The organism is Halomonas salipaludis (assembly GCF_002286975.1).
In the GTDB taxonomy this organism is placed as follows: Bacteria; Pseudomonadota; Gammaproteobacteria; order Pseudomonadales; family Halomonadaceae; genus Franzmannia; species Franzmannia salipaludis.
The window spans coordinates 1-18078 of sequence record NZ_NSKB01000022.1; the positions used below are offsets into that span (position 1 = coordinate 1).

The following is an 18078-nucleotide window of genomic DNA, read 5'->3' on the forward strand; positions in this document are numbered from 1 at the left end:
GGTCGCAGCCGGCGATGGCGAAGTTCCACATCGACACGGCGCGGGCGTCTTCCTCGAGGGTCTCGTAGGTATTGGCCGGGATCATGAACTCGGAGACCGGGAAGGCGGCGATGGCGGCCTGCTGCTCTTCCTCGGTGAATTCGATGATGTTGACGTCGGTCTGCACCTCGAGCTGGCTGACCGCCGGGATCGGGATGCCCGCAGCGAAGGCGATGACGTCGAGCAGGCCATCCTGGAGCTGGCCACCCAAGTCGGTCCAGCCGCCGTTACGGCGCTCGAAGTCGATGCCCAGCTCTTCGAGGATCGCCGGGAAGTAGGTGTCGGAGGTCGAGCCGGACGGACCGAAGCCGATCCGCGCACCGTCGGGGATCTCGGAGATCGACTCGATGCCGGAGCTGGACAGCGCAGTGATCGAGAACGGCGTCTCGTACATCGGGAACATGGCGCAGGCGTTGTCCATCACCACACCCGGTGCCAGCGGGCTTTCACCGTTCATGGCGTCGGCTGCCGGCCCCATGGTGGCCATGCCGAAGGAGATATCGCCGTTATGGACCAGTGCCAGGTTCTGGGTCGGGCCGCCGGTCACTTCGCCGCCGCCGGACATGTCGCCTAGCTCGTCGGCGATCAGGTTGGCCCAGCCGGAGCCGTAGATGTAGTAGGTGCCGCCCTGGCTGGCGGTGCCCATGGTGAAGCTCTCGGGCCAGCCTTCGCGGTCAGCCTGGGCGCTGGCGCTGACCAGCAGGCCGCCGATCAGGGCGCTGGAGGCCAGGGCCATGCCCAGGGTGCGGGGAGCGGTGCGAAGCAGTGCGTGCTTGGGAGCGGTCATAGGGACTCTCTCAGTGTCGTTGTCGTTGAGGTGTTGCTATATCGCCCCTATAAGCAGCAAGTCCTGTGCCTTTGTGTGGAAAGTAGTTTTAATTCAATTGTTTGAAGATTTTTCATTCCACCAAAGTTGAATCCTGTTAGTCACCTCCTGTCTGAGGGTTCGCACAGTGGTGGTTCTGGGGTGTGTGGAAATCCGCACATATTGCGGCGCCAGGCGACGCAATAACGTAGTAGGCCTGTACGTTTGCAATGCCCATGCGAAAGCGCCTCCCGAGCGGGAGGCGCAATAGGCGTGCCGTGTGGATTGCCGCACCCGGCGCGGCAGGAGGGCGTTCAGCGGTCCTTGGGATCGAGGATCCTTACCGTCTGGACATCGTTACTGGCCTGCTCGTCGCGAACCCGGTTGACGCGGGTCTCGAGTTCATCCGCGGCCGACTCCTCGATGGGCAGCTGCTCGAAGAAGTCGCAGGCGACGCAGTCACGGTAGCGCACGCCGTGCTGCTCCCAGGCGCGGATCCGGTCCATGGCGGCGCAGCGCGGACAGATGGCACCGGCGATAAAGCGTTTTGGGACAGCCATTGGCTCCTCCTGTCAGGCGGCACGGATGCCAGTGTGGCGTAGCAGCGGCTCGACGCTGGGCTCGCGACCGCGGAAGGCGCGGAACAGCTCGGCGGCATCGCGGGCGCCGCCCGGCTCGAGGATCTCGCGGCGGAAGCGCGCGCCAGTGTCGGCGTCGAAGATGCCGGCCTCCTCGAAGGCGCTATAGGCATCGGCGGACAGCACCTCGGCCCACTTGTAGCTGTAGTAGCCTGCCGCATAGCCGCCGGCGAAGATATGTCCGAAACCGTTCTGGAAGCGGTTGAAGTCGACCTTGGGCAGCACCGACAGGCCGTCGCGCACCTCGTCGAGCAGCGCCTGGACCTCGGCGGCGCTGGGGGCGGCGAGCTCCAGGTGCAGGCGGAAGTCGAACAGCGAGAACTCCAGCTGGCGGGTCATGCCCATCGCCGACTGGAAGTTGCGGGCCGCCTGCAGGCGCTCGAGCAGCTCGCCGGGCAGCTTGGCGGCGGTGTCGACGTGGCCGGCGATCAGGTCGAGCCCCTCGCGCTCCCAGCAGAAGTTCTCCATGAACTGGCTGGGCAGCTCCACCGCATCCCAGGCCACGCCGTTGATGCCGGAGACGTCGGCGACCTGCTGCTTGGTGAGCATGTGGTGCAGGCCGTGGCCGAACTCGTGGAACAGCGTGGTGACCTCGTCGTGGGTCAGCAGCGCCGGCTTGTCGCCCACCGGGCGGGTGAAGTTGCAGGTCAGGTAGGCCACCGGCAGCTGGATACGGCCGTCCTCGCGGGCGCGGCGCACGCGGCATTCGTCCATCCAGGCGCCGCCGCGCTTGCCTTCACGGGCGTAGAGATCGAGGTAGAAGCCGGCAATCGGCTCGCCCTGCTCGAGAATCCGGTAGTAGCGCACGTCGGGATGGTAGCGGGGGGCCTCTGCGTCCTCCTCGAAGCTTACGCCGTAGAGCGTCTCGACCACCTTGAACAACCCATCGATCACCCGCGGCGCCGGAAAATAGGGGCGCAACTGCTCCTGGGAAATGGCATAGCGCGCCTCGCGCAGTTTTTCGCTGGCGTAGCCGATGTCCCAAGGCTGCAGGTCAGTCAGGCCCAGCTCGTCGCGGGCGTAGTCGGCCAGTTCGGCATACTCCTGCTGGGCCTGGGGGTAGGCGCGCTGGGCCAGGTCGCCGAGGAAGTCGAGCACCTCCTGGGGCGAGTCGGCCATCTTGGTGGCCAGCGAGTAGTCGGCGTAGCTGGCGAAGCCGAGCAGCTCAGCGAGCTCGCGGCGCAGCGCCAGCAGCTCCTCGATGATCGGTGCGTTATCGAACTTGCCGGCGTCGGGGCCCTGGTCGGAGGCGCGGGTGACGAAGGCGGTATACACCTCGCGGCGCAGCTCGCGGTCGTGGGCGTAGCTGACCACCGGGAAGAAGCTCGGGAAATCGAGGGTGATGCGGTAGCCTTCGACGCCCTTGGCTTCGGCGTTGGCGCGTAGGGTATCGAGGGCGCTGTCGGGCAGGCCGTCGAGGGCTGCGACGTCGGTGACGTCCTTGTGCCAGGCCTGGGTGGCGTCGAGCAGGTTATTGGAGAAGCCGTTGGCCAGCGCCGAGAGGCGCGCCTGGATCTCGCCGTAGCGGGCCTTCTTGGTGGCCGGCAGGTCGACGCCTGCGAGCCGGAAATCGCGCAGGGTGTTGTCCACCGAGCGCTGCTGGCCCTCGTCGAGACGCGCATAGGCGGGCGAGTCCCTGAGCGCCTGGTAGGCCTGGCACAGCCCTTCGTGCTGGCCAAGCCAGGTGCTGTACTCGGAAAGCTTGGCCAGGCATGCCTGATAGGCCTCGCGCAGCGGCTCGGAGTTCATGGTGCCGTTGAGATGTGAGACCGGCGACCAGGCCTGGGCGAGCTGGTCGTTGAGTGCCTCCAGCGGCGCGGCCAGGTTTTCCCAGGTAGGTGACTCGCGGCGGGCGCGCTCGACCAGGTGTTCGATGGCGGTGCGGTTGTCGTCCAGCAGGCGCTCGATGGCCGGCACCACGTGCTCGGGCTGAATCTCGGCGAAAGGCGGCAGGGTGTGGCGTTCGAGCAGCGGATTGCGGGACATGCGAACCTCATCGGTGTAAGAGTCTTCCCGCTTAGATGTGGGCAGCGGCGACGGGTTTCAATGCATTGGCCGACGCCGGGCGGGCTGGTAGGCTTGCGCCTCCGCCGCCGACCGGTTCGGCGAGGCCATGAGGAAATACCCGATGTACGAGACACGCGAACGCTGGAGCTCACGGCGCGCCTTCATTTTGGCGGTCACCGGGGCCGCGGTGGGCCTGGGCAATATCTGGCGCTTCCCCTACATGACCGGCGAGAACGGCGGCGGCGCCTTCCTGCTGCTCTACATTGCCTTCGTGCTGCTGCTCGGCCTGCCGGTGATGATGGCCGAGATCATGATCGGCCGCGCCGGGCGGCGCAGCCCCAGCCAGTCGCTGGCGGTGCTGGCGCGCCAGGCCGGGAGCAGTGAGCAGTGGCGCTGGCTGGGGCTGTTCGGGGCACTGACGGTGTTCTGTATCCTGTCGTTCTATTCGGTGGTCTCGGGCTGGTCGATCGAGTACCTGATTGCCGCGATCAACGGCAATTTCGCTGGCCAGGGGCCGGCCGAGGTCGGCGCCTTCTTCGAGGGCTTTCTCGCCGACCCACTGCGCATGACCTTCAATCACACCTTGTTTCTGCTGATGACCATGACGGTGGTGGCGGCGGGGGTCAGCAAGGGCCTCGAGCGGCTCAACAACCTGATGATGCCGCTGCTCTACCTGCTGCTGGTGGTGCTGGCCAGCTATGCCGCGACCACCGATGGCTTCGCCCCGGCGCTGCGCTGGCTGTTCACTCCCGACCCCTCTGCCATCAGCGTGGGCGTGGTGCTCAACGCCATGGGCCACGCCTTCTTTACCCTGGCAGTGGGCGCCTGTGCGCTGATGGCCTACGGCGCCTACATGCCCGACCATCAGAGCCTGCCGCGCGCCGCCGGCGCGGTGGCGGTGCTCGACGTGCTGGTGGCACTGCTCGCCGGTATCGCGATCTTCTCGGTGGTGTTCGCCCAGGGCATCGACCCCGCCGAAGGCCCGGGGCTGATGTTCGTCACCCTGCCGATCGTCTTTGCCGAGCTGCCGTGGGGCTCGCTGTGGCTGGGTTTGTTCTTTCTGCTGCTGCTGCTGGCGACCTGGACCTCGTCGATCAACCTTGCCGAGCCGATGGTCGCTGGCCTGCAGGGGCTGGGCCTGCGGCGCAGCCGCGCCACGGCGCTGATTGCGGTAAGCATTTGGCTGGTCGGGATTCTCTCGGTGCTGTCGTTCTCGCATCTCGAGGCCGTGCATATCGTGGCTGGCATGAACTTCTTCGAGCTGGTCTCCAGCGTGCCCAGCGAGATCTTCCTGCCCATCGGCGGGCTGCTGATTGCGGTCTTTGCCGCCTGGGTGATGCCCCGCGAGATGGCGCTGCGTGCCCTCGACGCCGGGCCTGTCGGCTTCCGGGTATGGCAGGGCGTGGTACGCTGGGTATCGATTCCGCTGACCGCGCTGGTGCTGATGAGCGGCTTGATCTGAGCCGCCCGCCAGCGGCCCACTACGACCGGAGGCTGCGATGAGCGACCCCTCTGCCCTGCGCCCTTTCCAGGGCCACACTCCGCGTCTGGGCGAGCGCGTCTATCTCGACCCGCTGAGCCTGGTGCTCGGCGACGTGACGCTGGGCGATGACTGCTCGGTATGGCCGATGGCGGTGGTGCGCGGTGACATGCACTCTATCCGCATTGGCGCGCGCAGCAGCGTCCAGGATGGCTGCGTGCTGCACATCACCCACGCCAGCGATTTCAACCCCGGCGGCCACCCGCTGACCATCGGCGACGACGTGACCATCGGCCACAAGGCGATCCTCCACGGCTGCACCCTGGGCAGTCGCATCCTGGTCGGCATGGGTGCCATCGTCATGGACGGTGCGGTGGTCGAGGACGAGGTGATCATCGCTGCCGGTGCCGTGGTGACCCCCGGCAAGCGCCTGGCCAGCGGCCACGTCTACGCCGGCAACCCGGCCAAGCCACTGCGCGCCTTGAAGGAGAGCGAACGCGCCTTCTTCGGCTACACCGCCGGCAACTACGTCAAGCTCAAGGACCAGTATCTGGCCGAGTAACCAGCTGGGCAGCGACAACTGATTGTTTTTCTTGGGCTGTTCGGGCGATAATCTGGGATTTTATCCAGTATTGGCGCCCGTCCATGGCCGACTTTCGCACCCATTTCAGCGTGGCCGCCGGCGGCGGCGCCCTGCTGGCCCATGGCGGCTGGCAGGCGGGCCTGTGGGGTTTTGCCGACGGAGCGCCGCTGGTCGCGCTGGTGACGCTGGGCGGGATCCTGCCGGATATCGATGCCGACCACTCGCGGGCCATCCGCCTGATCTTCAACCTGCTGGCGGTACTCGCCGTGGTGGCCGGGGCGCTGCTGCTGCAGCATCGCCTGGCACCGGGCCAGCTGCTGGCGGCCTGCGGTGGCCTCTACCTGGCGGTGCGCTATCTGGCAGGGCTGGTCTTTGCGCGTTTCACGGTGCACCGCGGCAGTTGGCACTCGCTGTTGGCCGGCGCGCTATGCGGTCTGGTGACCACGGCGCTCAGCTACCGGCTGCTACAGCAGAGTGCCGGCATGGCCTGGGCCTATGGCCTGGCGCTGGGAGTGGGCTATGTGATTCATCTGCTGCTCGATGAGCTGTACAGCGTCGATCTGGTTGGAGCCCGCATCAAGCGCTCGTTCGGCACGGCGCTCAAACTCTGCAGCCTGCGCCAGCCGAGCCACGCGCTGCTGATGCTGATGGGCGCGGCGGCCCTGGCGCCGTGGCTGCCGCCGCTGTCCTCATTGCTGGGGTTGGTCGCTCAGGGCGGCACCTTGTGGCTATCGGCGCTACTGCGTTGAGGGCTGTGCCTATCGAGGTAGGCGGCCGATATCGGGTAGCAGCTGAGTTGCCCGATGGGGCGGGTTACCGGGAGAAGTACTCCTCCACCGTTTCCTCGGCAACGGCTTGCAGGAAAGCGGCATCTTCTTCGTCGATCAACCCGTAATAGGTGTAGGGGTTGCCGGTGATGGGAGTGTCATACAACGTCGCAAATACCGTCGCTGCGGCGAGGTATGAGCCAAGCGGGGTGGGGTGGCTGCCATCGTAGTCGACATGAAGCTCGATGTCGGGACGCTGCTCGTAGGCTTTAGCGAATGCCAACCCGGCGGGGATGACCAAAGCGTCCACTTCGTTGCCGACTCGTGTATACAGTTCATCCACCTTGTCCTGCATCTCGGGATCAAAGTTACTATGGTATTCGTTGTAGGCAGGCGTCATGTAGAGCACCGTCTGGGCGCCGCTAGCCTTGATCGCGGCATCATGTGCGGTGACGGCGACACGGAAGGCTTCCTGCTTTTCTGGCGTGAGGCTGGCCGTGCTGTGCCCACCCAAAATGACGAGATCGAAGGGATCGCTCAGTCCGAGGGCGCCGGGAAACAGGTAGCTGGTTACATCATGCTGTGCCAGGTAGGCGCCGGATATGGTGGCGGACTTTGAGTTCAAGCGATCCTCCATGTCCGGGTAGGCGGCGACTGCCATGCGTCTCACGTAGTTGTGCAAACTATTGTTGTAGTAAAAATAGCTGTTACCTACGTATAGGATCTGGGCAGGGTTCTGCGAGGTGGGGCTGGTTATTGCAGGTGAGGTATCTGCACTCACGGTACCGGCCGCGATGGCTAGGAGTATTACCGTACTGAAGTGCTTGGCATGGCGTGGCAGCATCGTTTGTTTCCTCTGAACATTATGGTTATGGGGTGATATCCGTCATGCTTAGCATGGCGGATATAGTATGTATTAGCATCCTGCATGCCGTATTAATCGATTTGTTTTTAAATCAATAGGCTCTAAGCGTATTTTGCGACGAACGTCTAGGCTGTGATTGCCATGCTCGTGCGGAGATTCGCACAGCTGTTTGGCGCGCATGTGCGGAATCCCGCGCTGTTCACATGCGTGGCAGTAACGCGGCCGCCTGGGTAAGTTTCGCTGACGTTCAAGGTGTGGCCTGGCGGTAGTCGTCGGCCTTGAGGGCATACTTCTTGAGCTTGTCGTAGAGCGTCTTGCGTGGCAGGCCGAGGTGTTCACAGACCTCGGGGATGCGTCCGCGGTGGCTGGCCAGCGACTGGCTGATCAGGCTCTTCTCGAACAGCTCGACCTGCTGTGGCAGGGCCATGTCGCCGGGCCCTGGCTCGATGCCTGCGAGCAGCGCGTCGAGGCGATAGTCGCAGGTGGCGCCCAGCAGCACGTAGCGCTCGGCCAGGTTGCGCAGTTCGCGCACGTTGCCCGGCCAGTCGTGGGCCATCAGTACCGACATGCCGGCGTTGTCCACCGGCGGCGCCTCGAGGCCGCTGCGGTTGGCGGCGACCACCGCGAAGTGCTGGAACAGCAGTGGGATGTCTTCGCGGCGTTCGCGCAGCGGCGGGATCGGCAGGGTCACCACGTCGAGCCGGTAGTAGAGGTCCTCGCGAAAGTCGCCGGCCTCGGCGGCGGCCCTGAGGTCGACCTTGGTGGCGGCGATCACGCGGATATCCAGCGCCACCGGCTCGTTGGCGCCGAGCCGCTCTATGCAGCGCTCCTGCAGCACCCGCAGCAGTTTGACCTGCAGGGCCAGCGGCATCGATTCGATCTCGTCGAGGAACACGGTACCGCCGTTGGCGTGCTCGAACTTGCCGATGCGTCGCTCCACGGCGCCGGTGAAGGCGCCTTTCTCGTGGCCGAACAGCTCCGACTCGATGATGCTCTCGGGCACCGCCCCGCAGTTGATGGCGACGAAGGGGCGACCGCTGCGAGCGCTACGCTCGTGGAGCGAGCGCGCCACCAGGTCCTTGCCGGTTCCGGTCTCGCCGAACAGCAGCACGTCGGCCTCGACCTGGCTGATGCGCTGGACCATCGAAGCGAGCCGCTGCATGACGCCGGTGCGTCCCACGATCCGCGGACCGGGCGCCGACTGCTGGGCCTCGAGCTCGGCCTTGAGCTCACGGTTCTCGAGGCTCAGGCGGCGTTTGTCGACGCCGCGACGGACCATTTCCACCAGCCGCTCGCCGGCGAACGGCTTCTCCAGGAAGTCCCAGGCGCCCTCGCGCATCGCCTCCACCGCGGTGGAGATGTCGCCGTGGCCAGTGATCAGGATCACCGGCATATCGGGATCGCGGCGCCGTACCTCGCGGAGCAGCGCCATGCCGTCCATGCCCGGCATGCGGATGTCGCTGACTACGACCCCGGAGAAGTCCGGCGCCAGCACCTCCAGCGCGGCCTCGGCGCTGGCGTGGGCCTCAGGGGCATAGCCGGCCAGCTCGAGGGTCTGGCTGGCGGTGATGCGCAGGTGCTGCTCGTCGTCGATGATTAGGACCGGGGGCGGCGCCGGCTCATGCATGGGGAGTGGACTCCTGCTGGGTGAGGGTGTTGCGCGAGTCGCTTGCGGCATCGGCGGGCAGGCGGATGGTGAACAGCGCGCCGCCCGCTGGGCGGTTGATGGCGTTCAGCGAGCCGCCGAGATCGTCGATGATGCGCGACGAGATCGACAGTCCCAGCCCCAGGCCGTTGCCGGGGGACTTGGTGGTGAAGAATGGCTCGAACAGCCGGCCGAGGTGCTCCTCGGCGATACCCGGACCGTTGTCGGCAACGCCGATCAGTACCTCATCGCCGTGGCGCTCGACGCTCAGCGTGAGTCGCGGGTCAGGGGTCTCGCTCATCGCCTGCAGGGCATTGCCGATCAGGTTGACCAGCACCTGCTCGAGGCGCACCAGGTCGGCGCGCACCCATACCTCCTGCTCGGTGAAGCGGCGCTCGACCTGCACGTTGGCGGCGCTGAGCCGCGCCTGATAGAGGCGCAGCGCGTAGTCGAAGCAGGCCGGCACCGAGACCGCGGTCAGGGTCTCGCCGCTCTTGCGCGAGAACTGGCGCAGCTGGGCGCTGATTTCGGCCATGCGCGCGGTCAGCTCGACGATCTGTTCGAGATTGTCGCCGGCGGCCTCGGGGCGCTGGTGGGCGAGGAAGGTGCGGGCGTTCTCGGCGTAGGCGCGGATCGCCGCCAGCGGTTGGTTGAGCTCATGGTTGATGCCCGCGGCCAGCTGGCCGAGCACCGCGAGCTTGGTGGCCTGGACCAGTTCGTCACGGGTCTGGCGCAGGTTGGCTTCGGCGCGGCGGCGCTCCTCGATCTCGGCGGAGAGGCGCTGGTTGGAGTCGAGCAGGTCGCGGGTACGGCGTTCGACGTTGCGCTCGAGTTCGTCGCGGGCGCGGGCCAGGGTCTGGCGCTCACGCTCGGCGAACTCCTCGCGCTCGCGGCGCAGGCGTAGCCGCTGCCAGCCAAAGCCGCCGGCGAATACCACCACGCCGTAGAGGCCGCCGGCCAGCAGGCCAGCCTGCCACTGGGCGCGCTCCACCTGGCGCTTTGGCTTGAGAATGTGCATTGTCCAGCCGAACTCGGGCAGGTGGCGGCTCAGCAGCAGGTACTCCTGCTCGGTCAGTGGGCCGTCGTCGAAGCTCACCAGCTGGCTGCCGTCACGGCGTCGGTCGAGGGTCTGAATGCCGGCGGCAGAGAGCGGCTCATCGGCATAGCGGCGGGTGCGCAGCAGGGCGCGACGTTCCTCGTCGGAGAGCGGCTGCATGGCGCGCATGCGCAGTTCCGGGCGGCTGGCCATGAAGATGATGTCGTCCTGGTCGGTGACCAGCAGCTCGGCATTCTGCTCGGCCCAGCTCTCCTCCACGGCGTCGAGCAGCACCTTGACCACCATCACGCCGTCGGGGCGGCTGTCCTCCTCGCCGAGGTGCACCGGGGCGGAGAAGTAGTAGCCGCGCTCCAGCGACTGCACGCCGAGCCCGTGGAAGCGGCCCAGGCCGCCGTCGATGGCGTCCTGGTAGTAGCTGCGGAAGGCGTAGTTCTGGCCGATGAAGGTGTTGGGCATGTGCCAGTTGCTGGCCACCAGCGTATTGGCGAAGTGGTCGAGCAGGTAGATGTCGGAGACGTCGGCGGTGGCCCGGAAGCGATCCAGCATCAGGTTGATCGGCATCGGATCGTGGGCGTCGGGGTCGGCGAGGAAGTCGCGCACGCTGCTGCGCGAGGCGAGCAGCTCGGGCAGATAGTCGTGGCGCGACAGGTGCCCCTCGAGGCCGGTAGCCGACAGGCGCAGCTCGTTCTCGGCCTCGTCGCGCAAGGTCTGCAGAGCCTGGTCGCGGGCCACCGTGGCGGCCTGCCATACCACCAGTGCCAAGCCGAGCGGTGCCAGCAGCCATAGCCAGCGGCGCCAGCGTGAAGGGCGGCGATTAGCCACTGGCACGCTCGGGCATTGCCTGGGCGCGGCGCAGGGCGCGCTGGGCACGAGTCTCGGCGCGCTCCATCTCGAGCAGTCCCTCCTCGACGAATACCAGGTGTTCGTGGGCGCGCGCCCGGGCATCTTCGGCGCGGCCCTCGAGGATGGCGTCGAGCAGCGCACGGTGCTGCTCCATCAGAGTGGTGCGGGCATCGGGGCGCTGGAACAGGTGCGCCAGGCTGTCGACGATGCTCTTCTCGAGCAGGTGGAAGGTGCTACGTATGGTGTGCAGCAGCATCACGTTATGGGCGGCCTCGGCGATGGCCAGGTGAAAGGCGGCGTCGGCCTTGGCCTCGAGCCCCGGATTGCGACCCATGAAAGAGGCGTCGAGCTCTTCGTAGCGCTGCACCAGCAGCGCCTTGTCGGCGGGGGTCGAGCGCAGTGCGGCGTAGTAGGCGGAGATGCCTTCCATGGCATCGCGGAACTCGAGCAGGTCGAGATTGAATTCGCTGTGGCGGCTGAGGGTCTCCAGCAGCGGGTCGTTGAAGCGGCTGTTGAGGCTCTCACTGACGAAGGTGCCGCCACCCTGGCGGCTCGACAGCAGCCCGCGGGCGGCGAGTTTCTGGATCGCCTCGCGTAGCGAAGGCCGCGATACACCGAAACGTTCGGCCAGCTCGCGCTCAGGCGGTAGCCGGTGGCCGGGCTTGAGGCTACCTTCAAGAATCATTGCCTCGAGCCGCTCGGTGATCACATCGGCGATGCGCGGCTGTCGAACGGGTTGGTAGGCCATGAGGAGCTCTCGCGGGGTGAATTGAGCGTGGGCGTGATTGTGACAAAAACGTCATCCGCTGTCTGGCGGAAATTGGTATTACCAATTCTAGGCTATCATGCGGCCTCGGTGCAATTCCGACGCCAGGCAATATCTGGCGTGTTTTCAAGCGCTTGAGCTTGCGGTCGTGCCGCTGATACCAAAGTATAAAGGCGTCGAGTGGGCAAAATGGCGCGACGCATTTGACACTCGAATAGTGCGCCGCCTAAGGTGCTTCGATAAAAAATCGTAAATTGGTTTTACCAATTAACCATGATGTTCACCGGCGGTCGATGACGTCCTACGCCTGATGCGGTGATGCAGGCAAGGATATGTCGTGGGGGCTTGGTGAGGAGACATAGCCATGGCAGCAGTCAAGCTTTACCCCCCGAGGCCGGAAAAGGTCTATCTCTTCGGTACCTGTCTGATCGATATGTTCTACCCCGAGGCGGGGCTCGATGCCATTCGCCTTTTGGAGCGCGAAGGCATCGAGGTGATCTTTCCCGACGACCAGACCTGCTGCGGTCAGCCGGCCTATACCTCCGGCTACCACGATGAAGCCCGCGAGGTGGCACGGGCGCAGCTCGGCCTGTTTTCTGAGCCGTGGCCGATCATCGTGCCGTCCGGATCGTGCGGCGGCATGATGCGCACCCACTACCCCCAGCTGTTCGCCGGCAGCGTCGACGAGGCGCTGGCTCGTGACGTCGCAGGGCGGGTCTTCGAGCTCACCGAATTCCTGGTTCACGTCTGTCATCTGCCTCTCGAGGATCGCGGCGAGCCCGAGGCGGTCGCCATGCATACTTCATGCAGCGCGCGGCGCGAGATGGGCCTGGCCGACACCGGTCCGGCGCTGCTCGCCAAGCTGGGCCAGGTCGAACTGGTGGAGCAGGTGCGGGCCAGCGAGTGCTGTGGCTTCGGCGGCACCTTTGCGGTACGCCATCCCGAGGTTTCGGCGGCCATGGTCGAAGACAAGACTCAGGCCATCGAGGCTACCGGCGCCAAGCGCTTCGTGACCTCTGACTGCGGCTGCCTGATGAACATTGCCGGGCGCTTCGCGCACCAGGGCAAGGATGTCAAAGGCGAGCATATCGCCAGCTATCTATGGCGGAGAACCTCATGAGCGCAGTCGACGACGCGGTACACACCTACACGCCTCGGGAATTCCACCGGCAGGCCCATGATGCGCTGGGCAATCCGCAGATCCGCGGCAACTTCCGCCGCGCGATGGATGGCCTGATGGCCAAGCGGCGCGGCGTGTTCAGCGACTGGGACCTCGAGACCCTGCGCGAGCTGGGCGCCAATATTCGCCTGCGCGCCCTGGCCAAGCTGCCCGACCTGCTCGAGCAGCTCGAGGCCAACTGCCAGGCCAACGGCATCCAGGTGCACTGGGCGTCAGACGGCGACGAGGCGTGCCGCATCATCGGTGAGATTTGCCAGTCCCACGACGCCCGCGCGGTGATCAAGGGCAAGTCGATGGTCTCCGAGGAGATGCACCTCAACGCCCACCTCGAGCGGGCCGGCATCGAGGCCCTGGAGTCGGATCTCGGCGAGTATCTGGTGCAGCTCAATGAGCAGACGCCGTCACATATCATCATGCCGGCGATCCATCTGAATACCGATGAGATCTCCGAGATCATGCACACCAAGACCGGCACCGAGCGCACCCGCGACGTCGACTACATGACCGCGGCGGCGCGCCAGCAGCTCCGCGAGCGCTTCATGGCCGCCGACGTGGGCGTCTCCGGGGTCAACTTCGCGGTCGCCGAGACCGGCACCCTGTGCCTGGTGGAGAACGAGGGCAACGGCCGCATGACCACCACGGTGCCGCCGGTGCATATCGCCGTGACCGGCATCGAGAAAGTTGTCGAACAGCTGCGCGACGTGCCGCCGCTGTATGCGCTGCTGACCCGCTCGGCCACCGGGCAGCACGTTACCACCTACTTCAACATGATCTCGGGGCCGCGCAAGTCAGACGAGCACGACGGGCCCCGCGAGGTGCACCTGGTGCTGGTCGACAACGGCCGCTCGAGCATCTATCAGGACGATGAACTGCTCGATACCCTGCGCTGCATCCGCTGCGGGGCCTGCATGAACCACTGCCCGGTGTATACCCGGGTCGGTGGCCATACCTACGGCACCACCTATCCAGGCCCTATCGGCAGTATCCTGATGCCGCATATGCTGGGCCTGGAAGAGACCAAGGATCTGCCCACGGCGTCGAGCCTGTGCGGCGCCTGCGGCGAGGTGTGCCCGGTCAAGATTCCGATTCCCGACCTGCTGGTGCGGCTGCGCAAGGAGTCGGTCGGCGAAGGACGAGGCAACGTGCCGGGGGCCGGCGTCAAACGCAGCGCCAAGGAGGTGGCGGCCTGGAAGGGCTTTCAGTGGTTGGCCACGCACCCTGCCGCCTGGCGGCGCTCCACGGCGCTGGCCGGCAAGCTGCACAAGCTGGTGCCCTCGAGTCTCGGTCCGTGGACCGACCATCGCACCGCGCCCAAGCCGGCCAAGGCTTCGCTGCATGCGTTGGTCAAGCGTTACCGCCGTGGGGAGGGTGAATCATGAGTAGTCGCGAGACGATTCTCAAGCGCCTGCGCGAGCGCAGCGACGGGCCGCTGACGGCGCCGGCGAGCGACTTTGCGGTGGTCACCGGCCGCGGCTGGGACGCCAGCGAGCGGCTGGCACGCTTCGAGCAGCTGATCGGCTCGGTGCACGGCGAAGTGATGCATACCACTCAGGCGGGCTGGACAGAGACGCTCGCCAAGGTGCTGGCCGCCAAGGGTATTGCGCGGCTGGCGCTGGGGCGCGAGCACCCGGTTGCCGCCGAGGCGCGGCGCGCCCTGGCTGACCACAGCGTCGAGCTGGTCGACGTCGATCGCGACATCGAAGCGTGGCAGCGCGAGCAGTTCGAGTCGGTGGACGCCGGGCTGACCTCGACCCGCGGCGGCATCGCCGAGACCGGCAGTCTGTGGCTGTGGCCGACCTCCGACGAGCCGCGCCTGATCAGCTTGGTGCCGCCGACTCATATCGCCGTGCTCGACGCCGACAGCATCGAAGACACCTTCTTCGACGTGGTGGAGCGCAATGCCTGGGCGCAGGGCATGCCAACCAACGCGTTGCTGATCTCCGGTCCCAGCAAGACCGCCGATATCGAGCAGACCCTTGCCTATGGGGTACATGGCCCCAAGGCGCTGGTGGTCATCGTTCGCCACACCGGGGAGGTGCCGGCATGAGTGATATAGATGTGAACGCCTGGGCCGACCTCAAGGCGGCCCTGGCCCAAGGCATTCCCGCCGAGCGGCTGATCGACGACCCGCTGCGGACCCTGGCCTACGGCAGCGACGCCAGCTTCTACAGACTGATTCCACGGCTGATCGTGCGCGTCGAGAGCGAGGCCGAGCTGGGCGAAGTGCTGGCTCAGTGTCATGCGCGCCGGCTGTCGGTGACGTTCCGTGCTGCGGGGACCTCGCTGTCCGGGCAGGCGGTGACCGACTCGGTGCTGATCCTGCTGGGGCGCGCCTGGCGTGGCCACGAGATTCTCGACGATGGCGCGGCGATTCGCCTGCAGCCGGGGGTAATCGGTGCGCGTGCCAACCAGCTGCTGGCGCCCTATCAGCGCAAGATCGGCCCCGACCCGGCGTCCATCAACAGCTGCATGATCGGCGGTATTGCCGCCAACAACGCATCCGGCATGTGCTGTGGCACCGCCCAGAACAGCTATCGCACTGTGCGCGACATCCGCGTGATGCTGGCCGATGGCGCGCTGCTGGATACCGCCGACCACAACAGCGTAGCTGCCTTCAAGGCCTCCCACGGTGAGTTGCTGGCGAGCCTCGAGTGGCTCTCCGTCGAGACCCGCAGCAGCCCCGCGCTGGCCGCCAGGATCCGTCATAAGTATCGCCTCAAGAACACCACCGGCTATGCGCTCAACAGCCTGGTGGATTACCGCGACGGCATCGAGATTCTCAAGCACCTGATGATCGGCTCCGAGGGCACCCTCGGCTTCATCAGTGCGATCACCTACGACACCGTGGTCGACGAGACCGAGAAGGCCGCGGCGCTGGCCTTCTTTCCCGACATGCAGACCACCTGCCGGGCGACCATCGCCCTCAAGCAGGCCCCGGTCTCGGCGGTGGAGCTGATGGACCGTGCCGCGCTGCGCTCGGTGCAGGACAAGCCGGGCATGCCCGAGGTGCTCAAGACGCTGCCCGACGGCGCTGCCGCGCTGCTGATCGACGTGCGTGCCAACAGCGACTCTGAGCTCGAGGCGCGTATGCAGGCGGTGCATTCCACTCTTGAAGGCGTCAAGACCCTGGAGCCGCTGGCGTTTACCCGTGAAGCGACGACGTACGATCTCTACTGGAAGATCCGCAAGGGGCTGTTCCCGGCGGTTGGGGCGGTGCGCGATACCGGTACCACGGTGGTCATTGAGGACGTCGCCTTCCCGATCGAGCGCCTCGACGAAGGCGTGGCGGCGCTGACCGAGGTGTTCCACAAGCACGGCTACTCGGAAACGATCCTGTTCGGCCACGCCCTGGAGGGCAACCTGCATTTCGTATTCCCCCAGGGCTTCGAGAAGCCTGGTGAGGTCGAGCGCTACCAGGCGCTGATGGACGAGGTGGCGCAGCTGGTCGGCGTCGAGTATGGCGGCTCGCTCAAGGCCGAGCACGGCACCGGGCGCAATATGGCGCCCTACGTCGAGCTCGAATGGGGCAGCGACGCCTACCAGCTGATGTGGCAGATAAAGGCGCTGTTCGACCCCGATAACCTGCTCAACCCCGAGGTCATCCTGAGCCGTAATCCGACCCTGCACCTGGAGAACCTCAAGCCGCTGCCGGCGGCCGACCCGCTGGTCGACAAGTGCATCGAGTGCGGTTTCTGCGAGGCGGTGTGCCCCTCCAAGGACCTGACCCTGACGCCGCGGCAGCGCATCGTGGTGTGGCGCGAGCTGGCGCGACTCGACGCCTTGGGCAGCGGCGCCAGCGCTGCCGAACGTGAGCGTCATGATGTCCTGCTGGCAGACTACGACTATCAAGGTATCGACACCTGTGCCGCCGATGGCCTCTGCGCCACCCAGTGTCCGGTGGGTATCAATACCGGCGACCTGGTGCGCGGGCTGCGCCGCGAGCGCAACCTTGGCCAGGCCGATATGGCGCGGCGAATCGGGCGGCACTTCTCCGGCGCTACCCGTGTGGCCCGCGGTGCGCTCAACATCGCCGGTGCCGGCCAGGCGGTGCTTGGTGAGCGTGGTATGACGACGGTTAGTGGCGGATTGCGCAAGCTCTCCGGTGAACGGCTGCCGCAGTGGATGCCGAGTCTGCCACGAGCGGCATCGATCAAGGTGCTCGAGCGTGCGGCCAAGCGCGGTGATGGCGGTCGCGACAAGGTGGTCTACCTGCCAGCCTGCGCGACGCGGGTGTTCGGTGCCTCGCGACATGACGACGAGACCCGTTCGATCATGGAGATCACCCTGTCGCTGCTCGACAAGGCGGGATTCGAGGTGATCATCCCGGCAATCCCTGGCCACCTGTGCTGCGGCATGGCGTTTGCGTCCAAGGGGCAGTTCGACGAGGCCGAGCACAAGGCGCGGGAGCTCAATCGCGAGCTGCTGGCGGCGAGCCACAATGGTCGCTATCCGATCCTCTGCGACACCAGCCCCTGTAGCCTGCACGCCCGCGAGCATCTCGATGGGCGGCTGTCGCTGCAGGAGCCGGTGGCGTTTGCCCATGACCACCTGCTGGACCGGCTCGAGATCGAACCGCTCGACGAGAAAGTGGCGGTGCACGTGACCTGCTCCAGTACACGCATGGGACTGGCCGACAAGTTCGTGGCGCTGGCGCGGGCCTGTGCCACGCAAGTGGTGGTGCCCGCCGAGATCACCTGCTGTGGCTTTGCCGGCGACAAGGGATTCGCCACGCCCGAGCTGAATGCCTCGGCGCTACAGGGGTTGGCGGGCCAGGTAGAGGGCTGTAGTGCCGGTTATTCCAATTCACGTACCTGCGAGATCGGGCTGTCTCAGCACAGTGGTATTCCCTACCGCTCGGTGCTGTCGCTGCTGGATCGCGCCAGTCGCGCGCAGCCCGCTTCAGCAACGATGTCGAGAGAGTGACAGTCGCGTGAAGTTTTTCTTCGCCGAGGGCTTGCGGGCCCCAAGGTAAAGCCGTAAAGTACGCATCCGCTGCTGCCGACGGGCATACGTTGGTGGCGGTGGAGAGAGGTGCAAGCAGTTGGTTTTGTTGGGTTTTTTCTTGTCGATACAAAAGAGAAAGCGATTGACAGACCCGCCGGAGACGGTAGAATGCGCACCACTCGGCAGCGCGTCGCAAGACGCCTGGCAGGACGCGACGAGATCGGTTCTATCGATATGACGCGCCCCGCCACGGCTTGACACGCCACGCTGCTTCTGTAGAATACGCCTTCCTCGTCGGGCGCCGGCGGCTCTTCACGAGCCACGGCAACAGCGAGACGCTCTTTAACAATCGATCAGGTAATTCATGTGGGCGCTTGTCGATGACGAGGTGATCAGTCACCACATCATCAAGGCAAGCGACTCGTCACCGATCTTCGGATCGGAATTGAGTAAACGTTT

Annotated in this window: 14 protein-coding genes; 7 read left to right on the forward strand and 7 right to left on the reverse strand. The window is 65.8% G+C overall.

Annotation, left to right across the window (positions count from 1 at the left end; translation table 11 throughout):
• The 3 genes from CK498_RS25340 to prlC all read right to left on the reverse strand — a co-directional run.
• Window positions 1-775: TAXI family TRAP transporter solute-binding subunit (locus tag CK498_RS25340; RefSeq protein WP_407645923.1), on the reverse strand; the 775-nt coding region annotated here is incomplete at its 3' end.
• A 383-nt stretch (window positions 776-1158) separates the two neighbouring features.
• On the reverse strand, window positions 1159-1404 hold the full coding sequence (locus CK498_RS25345) for a YheV family putative zinc ribbon protein (protein ID WP_095623623.1): 246 nt from the start codon (window positions 1402-1404) through the stop codon (window positions 1159-1161).
• A gap of 12 nt (window positions 1405-1416) precedes the next feature.
• Window positions 1417-3468 (reverse strand): oligopeptidase A, encoded by a 2052-nt coding sequence (prlC, locus tag CK498_RS25350; RefSeq protein WP_095623624.1) that lies wholly within the window; start codon window positions 3466-3468, stop codon window positions 1417-1419.
• A gap of 142 nt (window positions 3469-3610) precedes the next feature.
• Here prlC and CK498_RS25355 point away from each other — a divergent pair, with 142 nt between their 5' ends.
• The 3 genes from CK498_RS25355 (at window position 3611) to CK498_RS25365 (ending at window position 6301) form a co-directional block, all read left to right on the forward strand.
• Window positions 3611-4951: a sodium-dependent transporter gene (locus CK498_RS25355; RefSeq protein WP_095623625.1), complete on the forward strand. Its 1341-nt coding sequence runs from the start codon at window positions 3611-3613 to the stop codon at window positions 4949-4951.
• A gap of 37 nt (window positions 4952-4988) precedes the next feature.
• Window positions 4989-5531 carry a gamma carbonic anhydrase family protein gene (locus tag CK498_RS25360; RefSeq protein WP_095623626.1) on the forward strand — a complete coding sequence of 181 codons (543 nt, stop codon included), beginning with the start codon at window positions 4989-4991 and terminating at the stop codon, window positions 5529-5531.
• Between the two features lie 83 nt (window positions 5532-5614).
• Complete coding sequence (locus CK498_RS25365; protein ID WP_095623627.1) at window positions 5615-6301, forward strand: metal-dependent hydrolase; 687 nt, start codon at window positions 5615-5617, stop codon at window positions 6299-6301.
• Window positions 6302-6365: 64 nt separating this feature from the next.
• On the opposite strand, the gene CK498_RS25370 is transcribed toward CK498_RS25365, so the two are convergent.
• The 4 genes from CK498_RS25370 to CK498_RS25385 all read right to left on the reverse strand — a co-directional run bounded on the left by CK498_RS25370 (window position 6366) and on the right by CK498_RS25385 (window position 11477).
• Window positions 6366-7163 (reverse strand): SGNH/GDSL hydrolase family protein, encoded by a 798-nt coding sequence (locus CK498_RS25370; protein WP_095623628.1) that lies wholly within the window; start codon window positions 7161-7163, stop codon window positions 6366-6368.
• Window positions 7164-7431: 268 nt separating this feature from the next.
• Window positions 7432-8811 (reverse strand): sigma-54-dependent transcriptional regulator, encoded by a 1380-nt coding sequence (locus tag CK498_RS25375; protein ID WP_095623629.1) that lies wholly within the window; start codon window positions 8809-8811, stop codon window positions 7432-7434.
• Window positions 8804-10708 (reverse strand): sensor histidine kinase, encoded by a 1905-nt coding sequence (locus tag CK498_RS25380; RefSeq protein ID WP_229359222.1) that lies wholly within the window; start codon window positions 10706-10708, stop codon window positions 8804-8806. Before CK498_RS25380 ends, CK498_RS25375 begins: the two co-directional genes overlap by 8 nt.
• Complete coding sequence (locus tag CK498_RS25385; RefSeq protein WP_095623631.1) at window positions 10701-11477, reverse strand: GntR family transcriptional regulator; 777 nt, start codon at window positions 11475-11477, stop codon at window positions 10701-10703. The genes CK498_RS25380 and CK498_RS25385 overlap by 8 nt, the downstream gene beginning before the upstream one ends.
• Window positions 11478-11859: 382 nt before the next feature.
• Here CK498_RS25385 and CK498_RS25390 point away from each other — a divergent pair, with 382 nt between their 5' ends.
• Genes CK498_RS25390 through CK498_RS25405 form a run of 4 tightly spaced genes read left to right on the forward strand, consistent with a single transcriptional unit; the run spans window position 11860 to window position 17598 of the window.
• Window positions 11860-12615: a (Fe-S)-binding protein gene (locus CK498_RS25390; RefSeq protein ID WP_095623632.1), complete on the forward strand. Its 756-nt coding sequence runs from the start codon at window positions 11860-11862 to the stop codon at window positions 12613-12615.
• Window positions 12612-14054 carry a LutB/LldF family L-lactate oxidation iron-sulfur protein gene (locus CK498_RS25395; protein ID WP_095623635.1) on the forward strand — a complete coding sequence of 481 codons (1443 nt, stop codon included), beginning with the start codon at window positions 12612-12614 and terminating at the stop codon, window positions 14052-14054. Before CK498_RS25390 ends, CK498_RS25395 begins: the two co-directional genes overlap by 4 nt.
• The gene (locus tag CK498_RS25400) at window positions 14051-14722 is read left to right on the forward strand and encodes a LutC/YkgG family protein (RefSeq protein ID WP_095623633.1); all 672 of its coding nucleotides are present in this window, start codon (window positions 14051-14053) and stop codon (window positions 14720-14722) included. Before CK498_RS25395 ends, CK498_RS25400 begins: the two co-directional genes overlap by 4 nt.
• Window positions 14719-17598: an FAD-binding and (Fe-S)-binding domain-containing protein gene (locus CK498_RS25405; RefSeq protein WP_095623634.1), complete on the forward strand. Its 2880-nt coding sequence runs from the start codon at window positions 14719-14721 to the stop codon at window positions 17596-17598. Before CK498_RS25400 ends, CK498_RS25405 begins: the two co-directional genes overlap by 4 nt.
• The last annotated feature ends 480 nt before the right edge of the window (window positions 17599-18078 follow it).

Bases quoted from the DNA above. Each gene is read 5' to 3' on its own strand.
- CK498_RS25345 (WP_095623623.1), bottom strand. From the start codon at position 1,404: ATGGCTGTCCCAAAACGCTTTATCGCCGGTGCCATCTGTCCGCGCTGC.
- prlC (WP_095623624.1), bottom strand. From the start codon at position 3,468: ATGTCCCGCAATCCGCTGCTCGAACGCCACACCCTGCCGCCTTTCGCC.
- CK498_RS25355 (WP_095623625.1), top strand. From the start codon at position 3,611: ATGTACGAGACACGCGAACGCTGGAGCTCACGGCGCGCCTTCATTTTG.
- CK498_RS25360 (WP_095623626.1), top strand. From the start codon at position 4,989: ATGAGCGACCCCTCTGCCCTGCGCCCTTTCCAGGGCCACACTCCGCGT.
- CK498_RS25365 (WP_095623627.1), top strand. From the start codon at position 5,615: ATGGCCGACTTTCGCACCCATTTCAGCGTGGCCGCCGGCGGCGGCGCC.
- CK498_RS25370 (WP_095623628.1), bottom strand. From the start codon at position 7,163: ATGCTGCCACGCCATGCCAAGCACTTCAGTACGGTAATACTCCTAGCC.
- CK498_RS25375 (WP_095623629.1), bottom strand. From the start codon at position 8,811: ATGCATGAGCCGGCGCCGCCCCCGGTCCTAATCATCGACGACGAGCAG.
- CK498_RS25385 (WP_095623631.1), bottom strand. From the start codon at position 11,477: ATGGCCTACCAACCCGTTCGACAGCCGCGCATCGCCGATGTGATCACC.
- CK498_RS25390 (WP_095623632.1), top strand. From the start codon at position 11,860: ATGGCAGCAGTCAAGCTTTACCCCCCGAGGCCGGAAAAGGTCTATCTC.
- CK498_RS25395 (WP_095623635.1), top strand. From the start codon at position 12,612: ATGAGCGCAGTCGACGACGCGGTACACACCTACACGCCTCGGGAATTC.
- CK498_RS25400 (WP_095623633.1), top strand. From the start codon at position 14,051: ATGAGTAGTCGCGAGACGATTCTCAAGCGCCTGCGCGAGCGCAGCGAC.
- CK498_RS25405 (WP_095623634.1), top strand. From the start codon at position 14,719: ATGAGTGATATAGATGTGAACGCCTGGGCCGACCTCAAGGCGGCCCTG.